This window comes from Solibacillus sp. FSL R7-0682, assembly GCF_038005985.1.
In the GTDB taxonomy this organism is placed as follows: Bacteria; Bacillota; Bacilli; order Bacillales_A; family Planococcaceae; genus Solibacillus.
Window position 1 is genome coordinate 3,209,509 of the sequence record NZ_JBBOUI010000001.1, and the last position, 19,680, is coordinate 3,229,188.

Sequence of the window (19,680 nt, forward strand, 5' to 3'; positions counted from 1 at the left end):
ACAGCAGCTTTTTAAAATTATTTTAACTTAGATCATGCCTACCAAAATCATTCGCCGCATTTGTGGGAAACTAAAAATCCAGAATTTCTCGGTTATAATTGTAGAATTACTTCCTATGACTTAATGAAAGATTCAATTTCTATTGGTAAACTTAACACGAAAAATTCCAGTTGGTTAATTTTTGATGAGAATGCAATGGAATATGGTCCTGAAAAGCTTTTTAACGAAGTCGTACAAGAAGAATTTAAAACATTATTTTCTTTTATCCCAACAAAAAATACAAAAGATGTCTCCGTACATATTAAAAAGGTAAAAGAATACTGGGAAAGTAAAGATATAAACTTTTTTAAATTAAGATAAGAGTTCACTTATTTCTGTTTTCTTCCACGATGAGGAAGGTTATCTATTTATCGGTCATATGGGTGTCTTAATTCAAAGTGAAGATGGGAAACTTTTATTCCTTGAAAAGCTATCATTGAGCCATATCAAGCAGTAAAGTTTGATAGTCGTATTGAATTAAATGGTTATTTAATGAATAAGTACGATATTTCTTGGAACCAGCCAACTGCTAAGCCTTTTATTATGGAAAATGATGAGCTTTTAGAACGATACAGAGAAAATCCAAATAATTCCGAAAGTAACATAAAATAAGTCCCCTTTGTAAAAGAGCTTTCAATAAAGCCTAGGTAACTTTTTGGAGCTGCTGTCTGTATTTTGCAGACGGTAGCTTCTTTTATTCCATGCACTTCCAATTTTTTATCACACTTCCTTAGTGTAAACTCTACATTACAAAAAATTCTACAATAAATATATATTTTCTATTATTATCAGAGAATCTCTTCAATATTAGCATCTACTACATACAAAATAATTCAAGTTTGCTAAAGTTGTACCATAACAGTTTCCCTTTGTATTATAATAGTTGCATGCAAAAGCGATTATGTTACATATCAATAATTTTACATATATTTAACGCGACTTCTTTTATCAAAAAATTAATATAATTATAAATATTGTGTTTATTATTACTTTATGTTTATAATTTACTTCGGAGGGGATTATTATGAAAATCAAAAAATATGGAATAATTTCAAGCTTATTATTAACAGGGGCAATATTAGCTGCATGTGGTGATGACAATTCATCTTCTACTGACGGAAATTCTGAAAGCGCTTTATCTGCGAATATTGTGACAATTGCCACTGGTGGTTCTTCTGGTCCATACAACATTATTGGTACAACGTTGGCAAATGAGTACTCTTCTATTTATGATGTAAACTCTAAGCCACAGGCGACTGGTGCATCAGTTGAAAATATCAATTTAATTAAAGAAGGCAAAGTAGAAATGGCATTCGTAATGAGTGATGTTTTAACGGAGGCCGTTACAGGTACTGGTAATTTTAGCGGGAAAATTGATTCAGTACAACAAGTCGCATCTCTATATCCTAACTTTGTTCAAATTGTAACTACCAAAAATTCAGGAATCAAAACGTTAGAAGATTTAAAAGGTAAGCGAGTAGCTGTTGGAGATCAAAATTCAGGCGTTGAAGTAAATGCACGTAATCTATTAAATGGGCATGGTATTACATACGACGATATTAAAGTGGATTACTTGGGCTATGCTGAAGCTGCTGATGGATTAAAATCAGGTGCAATTGATGCTGCCTTCTTAACTTCAGGTTTACCCAACTCAAGTGTATTAGAATTAGCAAATAGCATTGATTTATCTTTAGTTTCTGTAGATCCTGCAAAAATTGAGGAAATTGCAAAAGATCAACCGTACTTTATCTCAATGGAAATCCCAGCTAATACTTACGGAAATGCAGAGGCAATTCCAACCGCAGCAATTATGAATGCTTTAGTCGTTTCTTCTGAATTAAGTGAAGATGATGTATATAAATTAACAAAAACTTTCTTTGATAGTTTAGAGAAATTAACGACTTCTCATCAAGCTGCAGCAGAAATCTCTCTAGAAGGTGCACAAAAGGGGATGGTAGCCCCAGTCCATCCTGGAGCACAAAAATTCTACGATGAGCAATAAGATTTATTGGTCGATAAGCATACTCTTTGTATTGCTATCACTACTATTTCTTATACGAAAAGAAGTTGTCCTTGTCGAACATGAACAAGGACATCTTTTCATTACGAGTGACTTTACACTAGGTTGGATTCATTCCGTTGAAAAAGAGCCTTGGTATGAAGAATATGCTATTGAAAACCATCAGCTCATTTTAAAAGAGACTTACTTTAAAACATACGGAGCGGGTACACCAAATTCTGGAACGTTAATTGAAACAAATGATGGTTACATACATTATGCAATTAATGAATTTATAGAAGAAGTTAATATGATTGTATCAGACAATATTAAAACAACGATTTATTCAAATAACCATTCAATTGATTTAAGTAAAATCGTTGAAAATTATACGAATGTGTCCATTAGTGTTCAAAAAGTAACACTATGGCAATATTTAAGAGGTGAAAAATTTGACTAAAGAAACAAGTAAGATTGAAGCGCAAGCATTATCAGAGGAACAACAACAAGAAATACTAGAAAAATTTGATACTGAATCAAATGTAAGAAAAATAGTTAACAAAAAAGTTTTATTATTTATTTCTATTGTTGCTATTTTTTATTCTTTATACCACTTATACGTAACGTTTAATCCACTTCCAGCTTTGCAGCAAAGGTCTTTGCATGTGTCAATTGGTTTAGCGTTAATTTTCTTAATCTATCCAACATTCAAAAAGCAAGATCGAACAAAGGTCGCTATATATGATTGGTTCCTTTTCATCTTAGCGTTTGCATCTTCTGGTTATTTAATTGTTCAGTATGAAGCAATTATGACTGAACGTGGTGGTATTCCAAATACAACCGATATATTATTCTCTATTTTAACAGTAATACTTGTATTAGAGGCTGCTAGACGTGTAACAGGTTGGATATTACCTATCTTAGCACTAGTATTCTTAGCATATCCTTTCATAAGTCATTTATCATGGGTTCCTAGACAAATGATGACCCGACAATATGATTTAGGAGATATTTTTGGTCAAATGTATTTAAAAACAGAAGGACTTTTCTCTACAGCAATTGGCTCTTCTGTACAATTTATTTTCCTATTTATTTTATTCGGTGCTTTTTTAGCTAAGTCAGGTATGGGTCAATTGTTTAACGATTTAGCGCTTGCTTTAGCTGGTCATAGTCAAGGTGGTCCTGCAAAAGTATCTGTTATTTCAAGTGGTTTTATGGGAAGTATTAATGGTGCTGCAGTTGCCAATGTTGTCGGTACTGGTGCCTTTACAATTCCATTAATGAAAAAGGTTGGTTATTCTAAAAATTTTGCGGGCGCAGTTGAGGCATCGGCTTCCATTGGCGGGCAAATTCTCCCACCAATTATGGGTGCCGCAGCATTTATTATGGCTGAAACGACTGGCGTTGCGTATGGTACAATCGCTCTTGCTGCACTAATTCCCGCTGTACTTTATTTCTTAGGCGTTATTATGCAAGTACACTTCCGAGCAGGCCGTGATAACTTACGTGGTATCCCGAAAGCAGATTTACCTGCCGTAAAAGAAGTACTAAAAGCCCGTGGACATTTGTTATTTCCAATAGCGTTTTTAGTGTATCTTTTATATGCTGGTGTACCTATTGGTCAAACTGCATTTTATACAATCGTTGCAACAGTAATAGTTGCTGCACTTCGCAAAGAAACACGTATGGGATTCAAAGATATTTTAGCTGCATTTGATAGTGGGGCGCGCCAATCTTTATCGGTAATGGTTGCCTGTGCGGTTGTAGGGATTATTATAGGCGTTGTAAGCTTGACTTCATTTGGTAACGTTATGACTTCATCCATCGCAAGCTTAGGTGCTGGATCTTTATTCTTAACGTTATTCTTTACGATGATTGCTTCAATGATTTTAGGTATGGGGCTACCTTCAATCCCTGCTTATATTATTACGGCAACTATGGCTGCCCCAGCTTTAGCTGAATTTGGTGTCCCAATCCTGGTAGCTCATATGTTTGTATTCTATTTCGGGATTTTTGCTAATATCACGCCTCCAGTAGCACTTGCAGCATTTGCTGGTGCTGGTATCGCAGGTGGAGATCCAATGAAAACAGGCTTTGCTGCTTTAAAATTAGCTTTAGCAGGATTCATTATTCCTTACCTATTTGTTTATAATCCTGCTATGCTCATGATAGATACAACGAACATTGCTGTAAATGCAAAAGAGTTCCCAATGGCACCGATCTCTTCAATTATTATGATTACAATTACTGCAATCATTGGTATCATAGCGTTAAGTGCTGCTGCTGAAGGTTTCTTTAAATCTAAGTTAAATTGGATCTTAAGAATCATTTTAGGTGCAGGGGCACTTTGTTTAATTATTCCTGAAGCCTACACAGATATTATTGGAATTATAATTGTAGGTTTAATTTTAAGTTACGATTACATGAGGTCTAAACGAAATAGTTTAACAACAGCTTAACATTTGTGACCTTTAGGCTTCGACGTAGTATAAAAAGAGCATTTCAAATTTACACATTGTAAAATTTGAAATGCTTTTATTTTTGAGCTGAGCTTTGTCATTCCCTCTTTTACGATAGAAGAAATTGACTCCCCTCTACTCTCTTATTAATATTCCAGTTTTTTATTTCATAATTGTTCGAACTAACTTCACCTTCTGCTTATATGGCGGATACAATAAACTATTTGCTAGCTTATTTGAACGTTGCATAATCGATTTCGCGTGGGTAAAATTCTCAAAACTTGCTTTCCCATGATACGAATTCACACCCGATGGTCCTACCCCTCCAAATGGTAAATACGTATTGCCCACATGTGTTATTACATCATTTATGCACCCACCACCGAATGGTAGTTCTTGCAAGAAATAAGCAATTGCTTTTTCATTTTCTGAAAATAAGTAGGCACTTAATGGTTTTGGTAATTTACGAATTTCATGAATAGCTTGAGGCAACTCCTTGAATGTCAAGATTGGTAAAATTGGACCGAACAACTCATCTTCCATTGACGGACTATTCCATGTTATATTTTCTAAGATCGTCGGCTCAATATATAAATCCTCACGGTCTGTGCTTCCACCAAATGTTACTGTTTGGCGTTCTTGATCAATCAATTTTTGTAAGCGATCAAATTGCCGTTCATTAATAATGCGCCCATAATCCGCGCTTTTCTGTGCATCTACACCAAAAAACTCACGAATCGTCTTTTTCATGATTTTGCTAAATTTCTTCGCTACTGACTCATGTACTAATACATAATCTGGCGCTACACAAGTTTGGCCTGTATTATTAAATTTCCCCCATGCAATTCGTTTTGCCGCCACATCTAAATTAGCTGTTTGGTCAACGATTACTGGACTTTTTCCACCAAGTTCTAATGTAATCGGTGTTAAACGCTCAGCCGCTGCCTTTGCGACTACCTTCCCTACTGCAACACTTCCTGTAAAGAAAATATAATCAAATGGTGCATGAATTAATGCTGTTACTTCATCTTTTTCTCCTTCAACAACACGTACATAATTTGCAGGGAAAGTTTCTTCAATTATTTTTTTTATCATAATAGCCGTATGCACAGCGGACTCAGATGGTTTAATAATTGCTGTATTTCCGCCGATAATCGCCCCAATCAGCGGTTCAATAACTAATTGAAACGGATAATTAAATGGTCCAATAATACATGTAACACCATATGGTTCACGTACAATAAAGCTTTTTGCAGGTTGGAAATGTAATGGTGTTTTTATAGACTGTGGCTTCATCCACTCATCTAAATTTTTTAAAAAATAAGAAATGCTATCATATACAATTCCTATCTCATTTGAGTAGGCTTCAAATTCGCTTTTTCTTAAATCCAATGCAAGTGCCTCTATCACTTGTGCTTCATATTTTTTTATCGTTTCTTTTAATAACACGAGCTGTTGCTTACGAAATTCTATATCTTTAGTTGCGCCAGTAAAATAAAATGAGCGCTGAGATTCAATCATTTGATCTAGTTCTTGTGCAGTAAAATTCATTTTTCTCATCCTTTCTTAGAAAAACTATGCATAAATTATAACCGTTCACACATATTAACTATAGTATTAACTACTACTTTTTTCTAGCGAATTCCTGCTTGAAAGGAGGACCCTTTTTCAAAAGTGATCAACGCAATTAATACGTTTACAAATTTAAAAGTATGGGAAATCAATTATTAACAAGAATTCAAAGAAATTAGTCAAGCATTAAAATCGTACAAGGGGGCTATATTAATGATTACAACTGAAACTTGGTGGGGAGAAATTTTTTCTGGACCATTATCAATTGGACTTAATGAACAAAAGTTACAACAATTAGAGGATGAATCATTTTTATACTTCGACGAATTTGCAGCTACTCTTCATAATGATGAACAAAATACTTAACTTATTAAGGACTGTCTCAATTGGCGGTCCTTTTTGTTTTTTAGTCAATGTCTTAGTAATTTATTGAGAACATAATTCAACCTAGAAGGAGGTTAACCTCAATTTGAATAAATTACTAAAAGTACTGCTCATTTTATTTACTATTTTTATTAGTATTGTCTCAGTTCAATTTATTATTAAAACCATTAATTCCAATGAAAAAAAGGAAATTAAAGAAACACATATGACATCTGAGCAAATGGAAGTTCAAACGATGACAACCATTTCAGATATTGTACTCAATCAGTTACTAGAAAATGTAATTTTAAATATAGATCTTTCTCAAAATAAGAAGGGCTTTGATGTTGTACTATATTTACAAGCAAATGAATTTATTTCAGAAGATACTTTACTAAAAGATAGCTACAATTTATTAATACCTATTCAACAAGTTAAAACAATTCATGATTTCACTATTAAATGGCATATGCTTGTAAAAAATAAAAATACGGAAGTACTCATATTATCTTTTAATGAAGACACAATAGCTACAATAGAAAAATACTCCTATATGGATTTAACACAATTGGCAACGACGTATGTAAGACATAAAAGCCTTCACTAATAAAATGGCATAAATCACAATTTTCATGAGTCATTACAAGCACTTTTTCTAAATTATGCTTATTTGATTTTTTATTTCCTATGTTATGAACGATGCTCCTCCAATATATGTTTTCTCGTTTTAAAAAGGTTCTAAGTCAAATGTTGGGGTAGTGTCATATTGATTCTTCAATTGGCACTGCCTCTTTTTGTTGTTTCTAATATAGTCCGTTGATTTCCATTACGGGCGGACGCTTTCCGCGGGCACGGCCTGAGCCTGTAGTCTCAGGCGTCGTGCTGTTCCCGCTGGAGTCTGCCGCCCTCCATTCCAATCAACTCTCTATTAACCAAGGTGAATCCCTACATTTTTATATACATGATTTAGTAATATCTTTGCTTTATAGTGTTCAAATTTACGGAATCCATAGGCATTCCTTTTTAATACTTTGGAGGTATTTTTAATCCCTTCTAAAAATCCATTAGAATAACCAAATGCATAGCTATTTAGAATTTCTTTTTGCCAGTTCTTAAACGTTTTTATTGCTTTTAAAAAGGCTGGATTTTTTGTTTCTTCAACCTTTCGGTAGAAGTCATATAATTTCACTTTCACTTCTGATACACTTTCTTTTTTCGATTCTCGTTGCCACTTCTTATAAAGTTCTTTTAATTCATGTGCTTCCTTCAATTCAGTGGACATATTGATATAACGATTTAAGTACCAACGTTCTTTTTCGGTTAATTTGTGTTCATCCTTATGCAAGACATAGCGCATTCGCTTCGCCTTTTTACGGTCATAAGAATTCCATTCATTTGGACTTTCCGACGTACTTCATCCACAGCCCAATGAATATAGCGACAGTAATGAAAACGGTCAGCCACAATAACAGGACGATTTAAAGCCTTCTTTACTGCTGCTTTAAAGCTAGGATTCATATCCATCACAACGATTTCGACATCTGCCCCATTTTCTTGAAGATAGTGTTTAATTGTTTCTTTTCTACGATTTGGCAAAATATCAATAGGTTCATGTGTATCTGCGTTTGCGATTATCAGTTGATAAGTTCCAGCATCTGTATCTGCTTTAATTCATCGATCGCAATCGCTTTTGGTAAACGTACCTTTTCTGGTAATTGATGAACAAGCTGTTTAAAGCGTCGAATCACTGTTGATGAAGATGTACCAAGTACATCTGCTGCTTCTTTAAAAGTTTTCGCTTTAACCGAACGAATACGAACAACCTGATTCCATTCCTTTGAAAAGCGTTGGTAACGCTCGACAAAAGGGGAATCTTCACTAAATCTTTTGCCACAAGAACAGCGGTAACGGCGTCTTTTATAAAAGAGAACGGTTAAACGTTCAAACCACTTTAAATGTTTGATTTTTTGAATACGATAATCGTGAACTTTATCTGTTAATTGACCACAATCTGGGCAAGTATGTTCTTTTTGAGGCATCGAAACATGAAGAACAATTAGATTCTTCTGTTCCGTCATTTCATTGATGATTACTTCTTTTAATCCTGGGATGTTCATGGTAAAATTCATAGAGCACAAATCACCTTTCTATATCTTGTTTCTAGTCAATTCAAGTATATAAAAAAGTGTGATTTTGTGCTTTTTTTATGTGAATTTGTATGAACACACCAACAAATATTGTAGAACCTTTAAAAATAAAAAATATACTGCCAATGTAAAAAGGGATTTAGTATAAAACATTACTTATACCAAATCCCTTATATTAGTTATTTCAATGTATCATTCATTTTTTCTAAAGCTGTCTGAGCATCTTTAATTGCTGTACTTAACTCTTCTTTTTGTTTCGTTGTAAAGAAGCTATAGTTTACATAATCTTCTTTTCCTACTTCATAGTAAGCGATTACTTCTTCGAGTATTGCTAATTTTTCTGTTGCATTTGCAGCACTATTTGCCTCAACACGCGGCATGAAAATTTTAACGATTTCCTGTGCAGCCTCTGTTTGAGCCTTAACAGCGTATACTTCGTTATTAGCAATGCTTGATGTTGTCAAGCGATCTTTTAGCATTGTATCAAACATTAAACTTGCTGATACTAATACATTATTTTTAGTCACATCTAAAGATGATAACGCTTCTTGAAGTGCCTTTACATCACTTGCTAACTTCGATGCAATTTCCTCATATCCAGACGTTTGCTTTTCTGTAAATAAGCCATACGCTAATCGCTGAAATCCAGTCACTTCATTTTCTTTCCCTTTCGTTATTACCCCATTCACCGCTACATCCAACTCTTCAAAATTTGAAGCAATTGGCTGCATTCGCTCATAATACATCGTTACTAACGGATATAGCTTTTGCGCTTCCTCAAGCTTCCCTTCCTTTACGAGTGATGCAAGTAGTTGTGTATCTGTCACAAAATCATCCATTTGCGATGACACAAATTCTTTAAATTTATCTGCCTCAATGGCAACCTCAATCTCAACTTCTTGATGTTGTTCAGGTTGCTCTACAGTGTCCTCTTCTTTTTGTCCACAGGCTGCTAGCACACTCGTTGCTACTAAAATGGCCATTAACGTTTTAGAATATTTCATCCTCTCACCTCTTCATTGTTCAATTACTTTTGCGTGTACGACAAAGCGCTCTGTTTCATCCTGCGATGTTGTGCAAGTCGATAACGTCACAATTTTATCATTTTCAGTTACATCAACCGGCATTTGAATAACAGAACGAATAGAAATTTCCTGCAAAAATTGCTTATAGGATTCATCCGTAAAATCTGTTTCAATATAATAATAATCCGTCGTCGTCTCATAGGCGGCAAAGACTTCTAATTTATACTTACGATTATTTGTTTCAAAATGAAATACAGGATGTTCATCCGCATACTGTTGATCAGCAAACTTTGCAAGCTCGCCAAACATTGTTCCATTCCGCAAAACATGCCCATAAAAAATGGTATGGCGATCATTCATTCGTTCATTTCGGAAATCTACAAAAATGCTGCCCCCTCGACTTTTTTCTCGCAAATAGTTATGGGTTAAATAAAATTCATTATTTGTCGTTTGGAGTACAGGATTATTTAGTCTACTCTTTTCTAATGATAACCACCCGATAATTTCATCATTTTGTCGTTGAAGAGCTGTTATATCATTCTCTAGAACCGTTTTTTGAGCTTCTTCAAGTCCTTCATTCACTTGCCAATAACTCCACACATATTGGATTAGCTGCATAGCGCAAACGATCATCACAACAACACTAAAAAGTCTTAGCCATTTTCTCATTTTAAATACTTAATGGCATCATATACAGCCCTAGTTGCTCATCTTCGTGAAACACTGAATGTACACCATATACTTCCTTTATAACTTCCTTCGTAATAACATCCCGTGGGGCACCTTCTGCAATAATTTGTCCAGCCTTCATTAAAATAATATGATTGCTATAGCGAATTGCCTGGTTAATATCATGCAGTACCATTACGATCGTTAAACCAAACTGCTCATTTAACTGTTTCACTAGCTCTAAAAGTTCGAGCTGATAATAAATATCTAAATAGGTTGTTGGTTCATCCAAACAAAGCATTTCAGATTTTTGGGCCAATGCCATTGCGATCCATACACGCTGACGCTCTCCACCTGAAAGCGCTAATAAATTGTTTTGTCGTTTACTTAATAAGTTTGTACACGTTAATGCCCATGTCACAGCTTCTTCGTCTTCGGTTGAACTCTTTTTAAAAAAAGAAGTATGAGGCATACGTCCATACATGACCAATTTTTCAACAGTCAAGTCATTTGGTATGTCATTTTGCTGATAGACAATAGCAAATTTCTTTGCAAATTCTTTCGGTTTATATTCCACTAAGTCACGATTTTCAAGATGTACCTGTCCTTCTAGCGGCTTATTATTACGGGACATAACACTTAATAACGTCGATTTCCCACAGCCATTTGGTCCGATGATTGTCGTAATTTTACCTTTTGGAATCATTGTCGAAACACCCTTTAAATGGCTTGTCTTCCCATCATGTGAAACAACTACTTGTTTAATATCCATCTTATTTGTCACTCTTTTCTAAGTAAAAATATTAAGAACGGTCCACCGATAATTGCCATTATTGTAGAGGCCGGGATTTCCATTGGCGCAAACATTGTACGTCCTAACGTATCCGCTAATAAGATGATAAAGGCACCAAGAAGTGCTGTAAAAGGAATTAACACCTTATGATCATAACCAACTAAACGGCGTGCAATATGCGGCACTAAAATACCAACAAATGAAATTACTCCCGCTACGACCACTGAAGAAGCCGCAAGCATAACAGCAACAACAGCAATAAAAATACGTGCACCAGTAACATTAAAACCAATGCTTTTTGCTGTTTTATCCGAAAGTACTAACACATTACACCATGCATATAAAACAAATGATAAAATAAGCCCAATTGAACCGTAAATTGCAATGAGTGAAACATCATCCCAAGTTTTTAATGTTAAGATTGATGTAATCGAACCAGCCGTTGATGCCCCGAAGCTAATCATCGCTTCTGTTAAGCCCGAGAACATTGCATTAATAGCAATCCCGACTAGGATTAATTTCAATGGATTTAAACCTGATTTCCAAGATAATAGGAACACGAAGAAGCATGCTAGTGCCCCACCAATAAATGCCGCGAATGGTGAGAAGAAGAATAGTGTCGGAACAAATGACACAATAAATAATTTTGTAAATGCTGCACCAGCTGAAATCCCAATAAAACCAGCATCTGCTAATGGATTACGCATAATCGCCTGCAGTAATACCCCTGCTACCGAAAGTGCCGCCCCTGCAAACAGTGCGACTATAATTCGAGGAAAACGTAAATCTTTAATAGCAGCCATTTTCTCATTATTTGCATCAAACATTCCCGTTAAAAAGTCCATAAATGACATTTGAATACTACCTGTTGTAGCAGAATAGACAATTGTAACGAATAGTAAAATAGTAATTGCCACAAAGCTTATCAATTTTTTTGTCACAGCAAACATCCTTTACTTACAGTAGATTTAACAGAAAAACAATCCCCCCTCAAGATTTTGTTTTTCGTTGTTTGTCATCCCGCTTTAGCGGGGATGAACTTCCACTGATTGAAGTTTTACCTATTAATTATAGAAGATTTCAACTAATTTATTTAAGGCTTCTGGTACATTTAAGGCAGCGGTTGTACCGAATAATTCCTCTTCTAAATCATATACCTCGCCATTTTTAACTGCGTTGAAGTGCTTCCATACATCGTTCGTTACAAATTCCTCATCAAACATTTTAATTACTTCATCCGGCATTCCATGTGCTAATCGTAAAATAATATCTGGATTGGATTCATATAAATATTCCGTATTTGACGGTAAATATTCCGCCTTTTGTCCGGCCATTACATTTTCGCCACCAGCAAGACGAACTAAGTCTCCTGCATAGGAATTTTCTGTTGCTACTAAATAACTACCTGGAACACCAAGTAAAATTAAAACACGTGGTTTTTCCTTGGAACTAGCTGTCGTTTCAACTGCTTCAATTTGCTGTTGCAGCTCTGCGTTAAGTGCTTTTGCTTCCTCAACACGATTATAACGCTCGCCAATTACAGATATTTCATCCATCATCGATTCAATACCTGTTAGATCGACAAAATCAGTTGGAATTTTTAATTGTTCAAATTTATCCTTTAAATCGTACTCTAACGTGGATACGGACAATACTTCGGTCGGATTCAATGATTTTATAATTTCTGCATCCGGATCCATCGCATTCCCGATGTTTGGTAAGTCATCAAAGCGAGATGGTAATTCCTTTACAGTGTCTGGAATCGCAATCGCATCTAAGTTCAATCTGTCTAAAATTTGTGCAATGACAACCGTCCCAGCTATAATACGATGCTCTTCCTCCTGTGCAGTCGCTGACGTATGTTCACCTGTTGTCTTGTTAGCAGGTGTTTCAGCTTCAGATGAATCATCACCACAGCCAGTAAGAACAGCAATACTTAACGCTAATCCTGTAAGCCATTTTTTCATAATACTTCCTCCTTAAGCGAATTAAACTGAAGTAAAATTTCATCCATTCGAGATGGAATTTTACTTCAACTTAATAAACGTATCGTTCTCTTCTAAATTACCTTTCTTGAAAAAAGGCAGTGACTCCCGCTTACGCGAAAGTCCTGCACTTCAAAGTCTACTTATTTTAAACCTTCAAGAACGTTTAATGAGTTATTAACAATTTTAGCCATTTGAGAGCGAGTTAATACAGCATTTGGTGTAACTTTACCTTGGTAGCCAGTCATAATACCTAAGTGGTTTAACTCTGCGATTGCTTTTACTGCTTCAGCATCCTTTGGTAAGTCAGTGAAGTTTGCAGTAGCACCTGTTGGTTCATAACCGTTTTTCACTAATAAACGGTAGATCATTAATGCAGCGTGTTGACGTTTAATGCCGTCCCCAGCACCAAAAGTTGTTGCAGTTGTACCGTTAATAATGCCGTATGCGTTTAATGCTTTTACTGCATCTTGCGTTTCTGCATCTAACTTCGCGATATCAGTGAAGTTCGTTGTAGCTGGAACATCTAAATCTAAAGCACGATTTAACATTAATGCAAATTGATAGCGTTTTAATGGATCTTTCGGATTAAACTTATCTGCTTCTTTGAAAATATCAGCAGAATATAAGTTTACAATGTAACCATAGTGCCCATCTTTTACAATATCAGTGAATGGGTTTTGCTTACCGCCAAACTGTAATTGTAAAGCATGCTTCGTTTCATATAAAGTTGCACCATTTACAACTACCTTTAAGTCAGCTGTAGCATTGTAAATTGTAGATAAATCACCTACTGATACAGTGTAGATTTTTACAGTGTTTGCCCCTTCAACCTCTTCTGATTTTAATGCCACTGTAGCACCTTCCACTTTGAAGTCGATTAAATGTTGGCCTTCTGGGAAAGTTACATCTACATCATAACCTGCAGCAGTTTCTGTAATTGTTACTTCATCGTCTAAATATTTGTTATGCATAATTGATAATTCGTTTGTGCCATCTTTATATACATAAACTGGTGCAGTTGTAGCTGTTGGCTCTTCTGGCTTCACTTCTGGAGTTGTACCTACTTCTGGTAATACAAGATTAGCTGTTTCGATTGCAAAACCAAAGTCGTGTGACATCATACGGCCACCACCAACATTCAAATCAATTTTAGCAGCATGTAAGTCACCAATTGAATCGATTTCAAAGCTGAATACACGAACATCTCCTTCATTAGCTGTTCCTGAAATTACTTCTGCTTCTTTACCTTCTACTGTAATCGCAGTGATCATATGATTCGATTTTGCAATCGTAGAAATCTCAACAAAATATTTACCTTCTTTAACTACTAATTTTGCATTAGGAGATAGTTGTCCTGTAATAGAAGTGTAATTACCAACATTCCCTTTGTATGCATCCCATTTTACATCGTATGAACCATTTGCAACTGACTTGTATTCTTTAGGAGTGAATAACTTTTCTTCTTTTGGCTCTTCTGGCTTTGTTTCTGTTTCTCCACCAGTAATTGTAGATTTATCTGGCGTTAATGTCGCTGTAGATTTTAATGGGTTACCCATAAGTAGAACTTCTAATTCAATTGTTACAGGTGCATATTCTTCAGTAACAGGTACATAAATATGTTTTTTTCCACTGTGTTCAATGATAATTGATTTCCCATCAACCGTCGCTGAAGTAATCATTGCTAAAAGAGCGTCAGATGCAGCAATTTCAATGTACTTTTTACCGCTCATTTCGACTAATTTACCTGGACCCTTAATATAATTTCCTAAATGTCCTGTTGCATCCTCTACTTTAAAATCGATTGTTTGAGTTGCTGCAGTTGTAGTTGTATCTGTAGATTTTGTTACTGTACCGCCTACCTCAGCAGATACCGCCATAGCTGGCACGATGGCAGAAGTCGCTAATAATGAAGCGATTACTACTTTTGTTGCTTTTGATTGTTTAGCCATTGCTAATTTCCTCCCCGTATTACCCAATAGTTTTTGATTTTTTTGTGCGAATAAATACAATCAATGCCGCCGCGAAAAGTAACATAGCAAAGATTGGTAAATTATCGCTCGTCTCTGGATTTTCTACTACCTCAGATTGTTCAGCTTGCTCGTTTTCAGAAGAAGCAACCTGCTCCTCTGACTTAGAGGAATCATCATTTTCTGTTGAAGTACTCGACTGCTCATTTGATGACCCAGTTTGTTCTTTTTCTTTTGATGTTGCTGGTGTATTTGAAGAAGTATTACTTCCTGACGACTGATTTGTTGACCCTGCGTTCGTCGCTGGTGATGTTGTTGCAGGCGTCGTTTGTTTTGGCTCCTGTTTTGGTTCCTCTTGTTTTGCTTGAGGTAGTGCACTGCTATCAAAAACGAAATCAACACTATAAGCATGATGATAATCTATATCATCAATATCAATTTTCATTCCGATTGTTACTAAATTTGCATTAGATAATGAAAACTGTACAACGCGCTGATCGGCAGCTTCATTTGTACTAATTAACTTAGCACCGCCTGGGGGATTAAATTCTGTCACCCATGCGCTTTTCTTAATTGTTAGCTGCATTGTCATTTTACCGTTATTAACAGTTAATTTTGCAGGCTTTAAAAAATAGTCGTTCGCCATTGAGGCAGAGTTACTACCTGGCTTGTTTACTTGATAATTCACGCTATAAGTACCGTCAGCTATGGCCGCATTCCCAATTGCAGGTAATTGTAGGCCTACAATTAAAATAGCAATCAATACGGTTAAGAGATATTTTTTCATGCCAGTCCCCTCCCTTTCCTTCAAATTCTCAATTGTCTAATAGAGAACATTTCTCATTACCATTCTCTAGCATGCCATAAATTTTTCAGATTCACAAATGTCAACACGAGAAAATTTACTATTTCATTTCAATTTTTGAATAAGATTCATGAATTTGTCAGAAACTCTTGTTGATTTTTATTAAAACAAAAAAAGATATAGCTACATTATTTGTAGATATATCCTTTTTTAGGATTACTTATTCACTTTTTCTGGGTGAAAGCCATCTCGTTGTAAATAGTTTTCGTGTGCCCAAATATTTAATTTCTCTTTTTCAGCAAGTTGTTGAATTTCTAGTAATTCCTTTTCAAGCGTATCATTCGGCTTGTTCACATAACGAACAGCTGCTAATCCTTCACTTAACAAAATTTCATGCAAGCTCACACCATCTACGAATACATATGCTAACAAACGATCATATTTATCCGTTTCAGGTCCTTTATCAAATATCAGTTGTACTGTTTCTGCCTGCTTTAATAATTGTATAGTTAAGCTTTTTGCCTCTTCGGCGTAGGGCATTGGCTCCCCTTTATCGTAATTCATTTCTGGCGTATCAATCATTAACAATCGTACGCGCTCCTTTTTACCATCCAATTCAATACTGAATGTATCTCCGTCATTTGCCGATAGATATTTTACGTCTATTAATTCATTTCCTGTTTTGTCCATTGCAAACTCAGGCGTAATTACGTAATCTCTTGACTCATCTATAGAGATATTTCCCTCTGGTGCAGGTGTTAAAGTAGTTGCCTCATCTTTTGGCTCACTAAAAACTAAATATAAGCCGACTGCTAAAATAATTGTTCCACTCGTAATAAGTGTTTTTATATCTTTTAACTTCATTTTCTAATCCTTTCAGTTTCAAAAAAATTAACTATCTGACTTTGTTTTTGATGATGGTCCTAAATCGTCAGGAGGAATATCCGCAAATGTTTCGCCTTCTTCCTCTAAATCACGCATACGATGCGCTAAACGGGATGCTGCACTAGCGGCAATACTTCCGACTAGGTCGTCTAAAAACGTATTAACAGTGCCGCCTGCCTTCGTGTCTAATTTCTCAATGATCCCTACTTTTTGTTTATCTAAATGACCAAATGTCGTAACGGCGATGCTTCCATACGTAAATACTGCACCTAACGCTAATGTTTCGTCTACTCCAAATAAACCTTCGTCTGATTCAATAATTGCTTGTAATGGGGCAGAAAGTAGTTTCTTTTCTGCTAATTCATCCAGTTCGATTCCAACTAATATTGCATGCTGTACTTCACGTTTATTTAACACGCGCTCTACAGATTGTATACAGTGCTCAATTGTAAGTCCCTCATTATAAGGTGACTGCATTGTAAAAACGATTTCTGCGATATCTTCAATCATTACATGACGGCGTAATAAAGCATCTTTTGCCGCTTTTTTCACTTCATCTGAGTGCACACGAATTCTTTTATTATGCATAGATATAGCCTCACTTTATTTAATTTATCTCTACTTTTGTTTCCCTTTCTCTATATTACACCTTTATTTTTCTTTATGATACAATTTCGGTACAAACATAGACAGGAGTGACAACTTTGGAGAAGGGCACAGTAAAAGAGGTTACTTTTTTTAGTAACGCTCTAAATGAGGAATTCGAGCTGTTAATTTACATCCCGGCGAACTATTCCCCACTATACGAATATAACATTTTAATCGCATCGGATGGTAGAGATTACTTCCAGTTAGGCGGGCTTCCTCGCCTAGCAGATCAGCTCATTGATGACTATATTATCGAAAATGTTATTATTGTCGGTGTTCCTTATATTAATGCAGCGGATCGTCGTCGTAAATACATTCCAACTGGCGATCAATTTGAAGCTTACATGCGGTTTTTAGCACACGAGCTTGTACCTTATTTAGATGAAGAATTTTCAACTCCTCAATTAGGCTCATCACGCGTATTAATGGGTGACTCAATGGCGGCAACTATTTCGCTTATGACCGCTATTCATTATCCTCATATTTTTGGGAAAACAATTTTACAATCTCCCTTTGTAGATGAACCTGTTCTACAGGCCGTACGTAATGCTAAAAACGTTGATTTACTATCGATGTATCACATTATCGGCCTACGTGAAAAGGAAATTATATTCAAGGATGACCGTGTAGAAGACTTTTTAACACCTAACCGTGCATTACATAAATTAATTGTTGAACGCGGTATAGATACATTTTACGAGGAGATTGATGGTGATCACACATGGCGATCATGGAAGCCAGATTTAAAGCGCGCATTAATTGAAATTTTCGGATAATACGCGACGTTAGAAATGTTTATTCCCATTATTATCTGTTATACTTAAATAAAATTTGATTAATTCTTCAGGGGGTAATGAATTTGAAATATGGTATTGTTGCATTTCCATCAAAGAAAATACAAGATTTGGCAAACACTTATCGAAAACGCTATGACCCGCACTATGCATTAATTACGCCACACATTACATTAAAGGATGCATTTGATGCAGGCGAGTCAGAAATCGATGAAATTTCTAAAAAGTTACAAGAAATTTCAACTCAATTTGCACCGTTACAAATTCATGCTTCACGAGTTAGTTCATTTTATCCTGTAACAAACGCAATTTATTTCCGCATCGAACCAACACCACAATTAGAAAATTTACAAAAAACAATTCAACAACACATTAATGTTGGAGCACCTAAGCATGTATTCGTCCCGCATATTACGATAGCTCAAAAAATGTCAGCTTCTGAACATGATGATATTTTTGGGCAGTTACGTATGACAGGTGTAAATGAACAAGATGCGATTAATCGTATTCACTTACTATATCAATTAGAAGACGGCTCTTGGACAACATATGAAACATACAAATTGACTGGAGCTGAGTAAGAAGTGTTTGATGTTAAATTAGTAACAACTGACGAAGATCGTGAGCGCGCCTTTGCATTGCGAAAAGAAGTGTTCGTCAAAGAACAAGGGGTACCATTAAGTTTAGAATTAGACGAATACGACGCAACAGCAATTCATTTTATCGTAAATGATGGCAATGCAACGATTGCTACTGCCCGATTACGAGAAATCGAACCGAAAGTCGGAAAAGTTGAACGCGTATGTGTGTTAAATAGCTATCGCGGAAAACGTCTAGGTGCCTTAATTATGGAAACCGTCGAGCAATATGCAAAAGAAATTAATTTTCAAAAATTAAAGTTAAATGCACAATCGTATGCGGTTCCGTTTTATGAAAAATTGCATTATATCGTAACATCACCTGAATTCATGGATGCAGGCATTCCACACCGTGCCATGGAAAAGAAATTATAACTTTAATCCACCTTAGTAATGTAAGTTAAAAGGATGTTTAATGAGCGAGTAGCTTCATTAAACATCCTTTTTCTTATCTCATCATTTTTTCAATTTTACTAAAATCAAGCGACTGCCCATCTTGCAAAATCGATTGAACAATTTTATTTTCTAACTCTGGTGAAACAGGTTTTTTAGCAAGTTGACTTACTCTTTTTACGATTTTACGAACCTGTTTCTCATCTGAAAAATTAGCATGTGATAATGCGTTAGCAAGTGCCATAATTTCGTCGAAATCTACACCCGTTTTGCGCTCCACTTGCTTAAAAAATGATCCGTCCATTTCATAAGCTCCTTTCTAAATAAGTGCACTACCAACGATGATTAATAAAATGAATAATACTACTATTAATACGAAAGTACTGCCGTTGTTGCCACCGCCATAGCCATAGTTATTGCAATTGTCATAACTTGGAGAACCATAATTGTAACCTTGTTGGTATCCTTGTTGCCAGCCGTATCCTGACATAAAAAA

21 protein-coding genes and 2 pseudogenes are annotated in these 19,680 nt (G+C 35.5%); 10 read left to right on the forward strand and 13 right to left on the reverse strand.

The genetic code is table 11. The features are described 5' to 3' along the window. Window positions 1–60: 60 nt before the first annotated feature. The 5 genes and pseudogenes from MKZ17_RS16275 to MKZ17_RS16290 all read left to right on the forward strand — a co-directional run bounded on the left by MKZ17_RS16275 (window position 61) and on the right by MKZ17_RS16290 (window position 4,497). A complete protein-coding gene (locus tag MKZ17_RS16275; protein WP_340724784.1) occupies window positions 61–360 on the forward strand; it encodes a DUF4300 family protein in 300 nt (99 codons plus the stop codon). A gap of 10 nt (window positions 361–370) precedes the next feature. Beyond that, a pseudogene (locus MKZ17_RS20630) lies at window positions 371–651 on the forward strand (DUF4300 family protein). Window positions 652–1,063: 412 nt separating this feature from the next. Then, window positions 1,064–2,041 carry a TAXI family TRAP transporter solute-binding subunit gene (locus MKZ17_RS16280; RefSeq protein ID WP_340724785.1) on the forward strand — a complete coding sequence of 326 codons (978 nt, stop codon included), beginning with the start codon at window positions 1,064–1,066 and terminating at the stop codon, window positions 2,039–2,041. Then, on the forward strand, window positions 2,031–2,498 hold the full coding sequence (locus MKZ17_RS16285; protein WP_340724786.1) for a DUF1850 domain-containing protein: 468 nt from the start codon (window positions 2,031–2,033) through the stop codon (window positions 2,496–2,498). Before MKZ17_RS16280 ends, MKZ17_RS16285 begins: the two co-directional genes overlap by 11 nt. Next, window positions 2,491–4,497, forward strand: coding sequence for a TRAP transporter permease (locus MKZ17_RS16290; RefSeq protein WP_340724787.1), 2,007 nt, complete (start codon window positions 2,491–2,493; stop codon window positions 4,495–4,497). Before MKZ17_RS16285 ends, MKZ17_RS16290 begins: the two co-directional genes overlap by 8 nt. Window positions 4,498–4,659: 162 nt before the next feature. On the opposite strand, the gene MKZ17_RS16295 is transcribed toward MKZ17_RS16290, so the two are convergent. Then, window positions 4,660–6,048, reverse strand: a complete 1,389-nt coding sequence (locus MKZ17_RS16295) for an aldehyde dehydrogenase (protein ID WP_340724788.1) — start codon at window positions 6,046–6,048, stop codon at window positions 4,660–4,662. Between the two features lie 234 nt (window positions 6,049–6,282). Here MKZ17_RS16295 and MKZ17_RS16300 point away from each other — a divergent pair, with 234 nt between their 5' ends. Together MKZ17_RS16300 and MKZ17_RS16305 are read left to right on the forward strand one after the other, a co-directional pair. Further along, window positions 6,283–6,435, forward strand: a complete 153-nt coding sequence (locus tag MKZ17_RS16300) for a hypothetical protein (protein ID WP_340724789.1) — start codon at window positions 6,283–6,285, stop codon at window positions 6,433–6,435. Window positions 6,436–6,538: 103 nt separating this feature from the next. Further along, on the forward strand, window positions 6,539–7,039 hold the full coding sequence (locus tag MKZ17_RS16305) for a hypothetical protein (protein ID WP_340724790.1): 501 nt from the start codon (window positions 6,539–6,541) through the stop codon (window positions 7,037–7,039). A gap of 321 nt (window positions 7,040–7,360) precedes the next feature. Here MKZ17_RS16305 and MKZ17_RS16310 read toward each other — a convergent pair. The 10 genes and pseudogenes from MKZ17_RS16310 to MKZ17_RS16355 form a co-directional block, all read right to left on the reverse strand. Then, window positions 7,361–8,561, reverse strand: a pseudogene (locus tag MKZ17_RS16310) (ISL3 family transposase). 197 nt (window positions 8,562–8,758) lie between these two features. Continuing rightward, window positions 8,759–9,583: an EfeM/EfeO family lipoprotein gene (locus MKZ17_RS16315; RefSeq protein WP_340724791.1), complete on the reverse strand. Its 825-nt coding sequence runs from the start codon at window positions 9,581–9,583 to the stop codon at window positions 8,759–8,761. A 12-nt stretch (window positions 9,584–9,595) separates the two neighbouring features. Beyond that, complete coding sequence (gene srtB / locus MKZ17_RS16320; RefSeq protein ID WP_340724792.1) at window positions 9,596–10,273, reverse strand: class B sortase; 678 nt, start codon at window positions 10,271–10,273, stop codon at window positions 9,596–9,598. 1 nt (window position 10,274) lies between these two features. Then, window positions 10,275–11,045, reverse strand: a complete 771-nt coding sequence (locus tag MKZ17_RS16325; protein ID WP_340724793.1) for an ABC transporter ATP-binding protein — start codon at window positions 11,043–11,045, stop codon at window positions 10,275–10,277. Window positions 11,046–11,053: 8 nt separating this feature from the next. Next, on the reverse strand, window positions 11,054–12,007 hold the full coding sequence (locus tag MKZ17_RS16330) for a FecCD family ABC transporter permease (protein WP_340724794.1): 954 nt from the start codon (window positions 12,005–12,007) through the stop codon (window positions 11,054–11,056). Between the two features lie 123 nt (window positions 12,008–12,130). Beyond that, window positions 12,131–13,033 (reverse strand): heme ABC transporter substrate-binding protein IsdE, encoded by a 903-nt coding sequence (gene isdE, locus MKZ17_RS16335; protein WP_340724795.1) that lies wholly within the window; start codon window positions 13,031–13,033, stop codon window positions 12,131–12,133. A 161-nt stretch (window positions 13,034–13,194) separates the two neighbouring features. Further along, window positions 13,195–15,003, reverse strand: a complete 1,809-nt coding sequence (locus tag MKZ17_RS16340) for an S-layer homology domain-containing protein (RefSeq protein WP_340724796.1) — start codon at window positions 15,001–15,003, stop codon at window positions 13,195–13,197. A gap of 19 nt (window positions 15,004–15,022) precedes the next feature. After that, window positions 15,023–15,808, reverse strand: a complete 786-nt coding sequence (gene isdC / locus MKZ17_RS16345; protein ID WP_340724797.1) for a heme uptake protein IsdC — start codon at window positions 15,806–15,808, stop codon at window positions 15,023–15,025. A gap of 234 nt (window positions 15,809–16,042) precedes the next feature. After that, window positions 16,043–16,690 carry a thermonuclease family protein gene (locus MKZ17_RS16350; protein WP_340724798.1) on the reverse strand — a complete coding sequence of 216 codons (648 nt, stop codon included), beginning with the start codon at window positions 16,688–16,690 and terminating at the stop codon, window positions 16,043–16,045. 27 nt (window positions 16,691–16,717) lie between these two features. Beyond that, window positions 16,718–17,299 carry a phosphatidylglycerophosphatase A family protein gene (locus tag MKZ17_RS16355; protein WP_340724799.1) on the reverse strand — a complete coding sequence of 194 codons (582 nt, stop codon included), beginning with the start codon at window positions 17,297–17,299 and terminating at the stop codon, window positions 16,718–16,720. A gap of 116 nt (window positions 17,300–17,415) precedes the next feature. Here MKZ17_RS16355 and MKZ17_RS16360 point away from each other — a divergent pair, with 116 nt between their 5' ends. The 3 genes from MKZ17_RS16360 (at window position 17,416) to MKZ17_RS16370 (ending at window position 19,166) form a co-directional block, all read left to right on the forward strand. Continuing rightward, window positions 17,416–18,135: an alpha/beta hydrolase gene (locus tag MKZ17_RS16360; protein ID WP_340724800.1), complete on the forward strand. Its 720-nt coding sequence runs from the start codon at window positions 17,416–17,418 to the stop codon at window positions 18,133–18,135. Between the two features lie 83 nt (window positions 18,136–18,218). Next, window positions 18,219–18,734, forward strand: coding sequence for a YjcG family protein (locus MKZ17_RS16365; protein ID WP_340724801.1), 516 nt, complete (start codon window positions 18,219–18,221; stop codon window positions 18,732–18,734). A gap of 3 nt (window positions 18,735–18,737) precedes the next feature. Next, window positions 18,738–19,166, forward strand: coding sequence for a GNAT family N-acetyltransferase (locus MKZ17_RS16370; protein WP_340724802.1), 429 nt, complete (start codon window positions 18,738–18,740; stop codon window positions 19,164–19,166). Between the two features lie 73 nt (window positions 19,167–19,239). Here the strand turns inward: MKZ17_RS16370 and MKZ17_RS16375 are convergent, their stop codons facing one another. Then, on the reverse strand, window positions 19,240–19,488 hold the full coding sequence (locus MKZ17_RS16375; RefSeq protein ID WP_340724803.1) for a stage VI sporulation protein F: 249 nt from the start codon (window positions 19,486–19,488) through the stop codon (window positions 19,240–19,242). Window positions 19,489–19,503: 15 nt separating this feature from the next. Next, window positions 19,504–19,674, reverse strand: a complete 171-nt coding sequence (locus MKZ17_RS16380; RefSeq protein ID WP_340724804.1) for a YjcZ family sporulation protein — start codon at window positions 19,672–19,674, stop codon at window positions 19,504–19,506. Window positions 19,675–19,680 lie beyond the last annotated feature (6 nt).

Excerpts from the sequence above, each read along its gene's own strand:
- MKZ17_RS16280 (WP_340724785.1), top strand. The coding sequence starts at position 1,064 with ATGAAAATCAAAAAATATGGAATAATTTCAAGCTTATTATTAACAGGG.
- MKZ17_RS16285 (WP_340724786.1), top strand. The coding sequence starts at position 2,031 with ATGAGCAATAAGATTTATTGGTCGATAAGCATACTCTTTGTATTGCTA.
- MKZ17_RS16295 (WP_340724788.1), bottom strand. The coding sequence starts at position 6,048 with ATGAATTTTACTGCACAAGAACTAGATCAAATGATTGAATCTCAGCGC.
- MKZ17_RS16300 (WP_340724789.1), top strand. The coding sequence starts at position 6,283 with ATGATTACAACTGAAACTTGGTGGGGAGAAATTTTTTCTGGACCATTA.
- MKZ17_RS16315 (WP_340724791.1), bottom strand. The coding sequence starts at position 9,583 with ATGAAATATTCTAAAACGTTAATGGCCATTTTAGTAGCAACGAGTGTG.
- srtB (WP_340724792.1), bottom strand. The coding sequence starts at position 10,273 with ATGAGAAAATGGCTAAGACTTTTTAGTGTTGTTGTGATGATCGTTTGC.
- MKZ17_RS16325 (WP_340724793.1), bottom strand. The coding sequence starts at position 11,045 with ATGGATATTAAACAAGTAGTTGTTTCACATGATGGGAAGACAAGCCAT.
- isdE (WP_340724795.1), bottom strand. The coding sequence starts at position 13,033 with ATGAAAAAATGGCTTACAGGATTAGCGTTAAGTATTGCTGTTCTTACT.
- MKZ17_RS16340 (WP_340724796.1), bottom strand. The coding sequence starts at position 15,003 with ATGGCTAAACAATCAAAAGCAACAAAAGTAGTAATCGCTTCATTATTA.
- isdC (WP_340724797.1), bottom strand. The coding sequence starts at position 15,808 with ATGAAAAAATATCTCTTAACCGTATTGATTGCTATTTTAATTGTAGGC.
- MKZ17_RS16350 (WP_340724798.1), bottom strand. The coding sequence starts at position 16,690 with ATGAAGTTAAAAGATATAAAAACACTTATTACGAGTGGAACAATTATT.
- MKZ17_RS16355 (WP_340724799.1), bottom strand. The coding sequence starts at position 17,299 with ATGCATAATAAAAGAATTCGTGTGCACTCAGATGAAGTGAAAAAAGCG.
- MKZ17_RS16375 (WP_340724803.1), bottom strand. The coding sequence starts at position 19,488 with ATGGACGGATCATTTTTTAAGCAAGTGGAGCGCAAAACGGGTGTAGAT.
- MKZ17_RS16380 (WP_340724804.1), bottom strand. The coding sequence starts at position 19,674 with ATGTCAGGATACGGCTGGCAACAAGGATACCAACAAGGTTACAATTAT.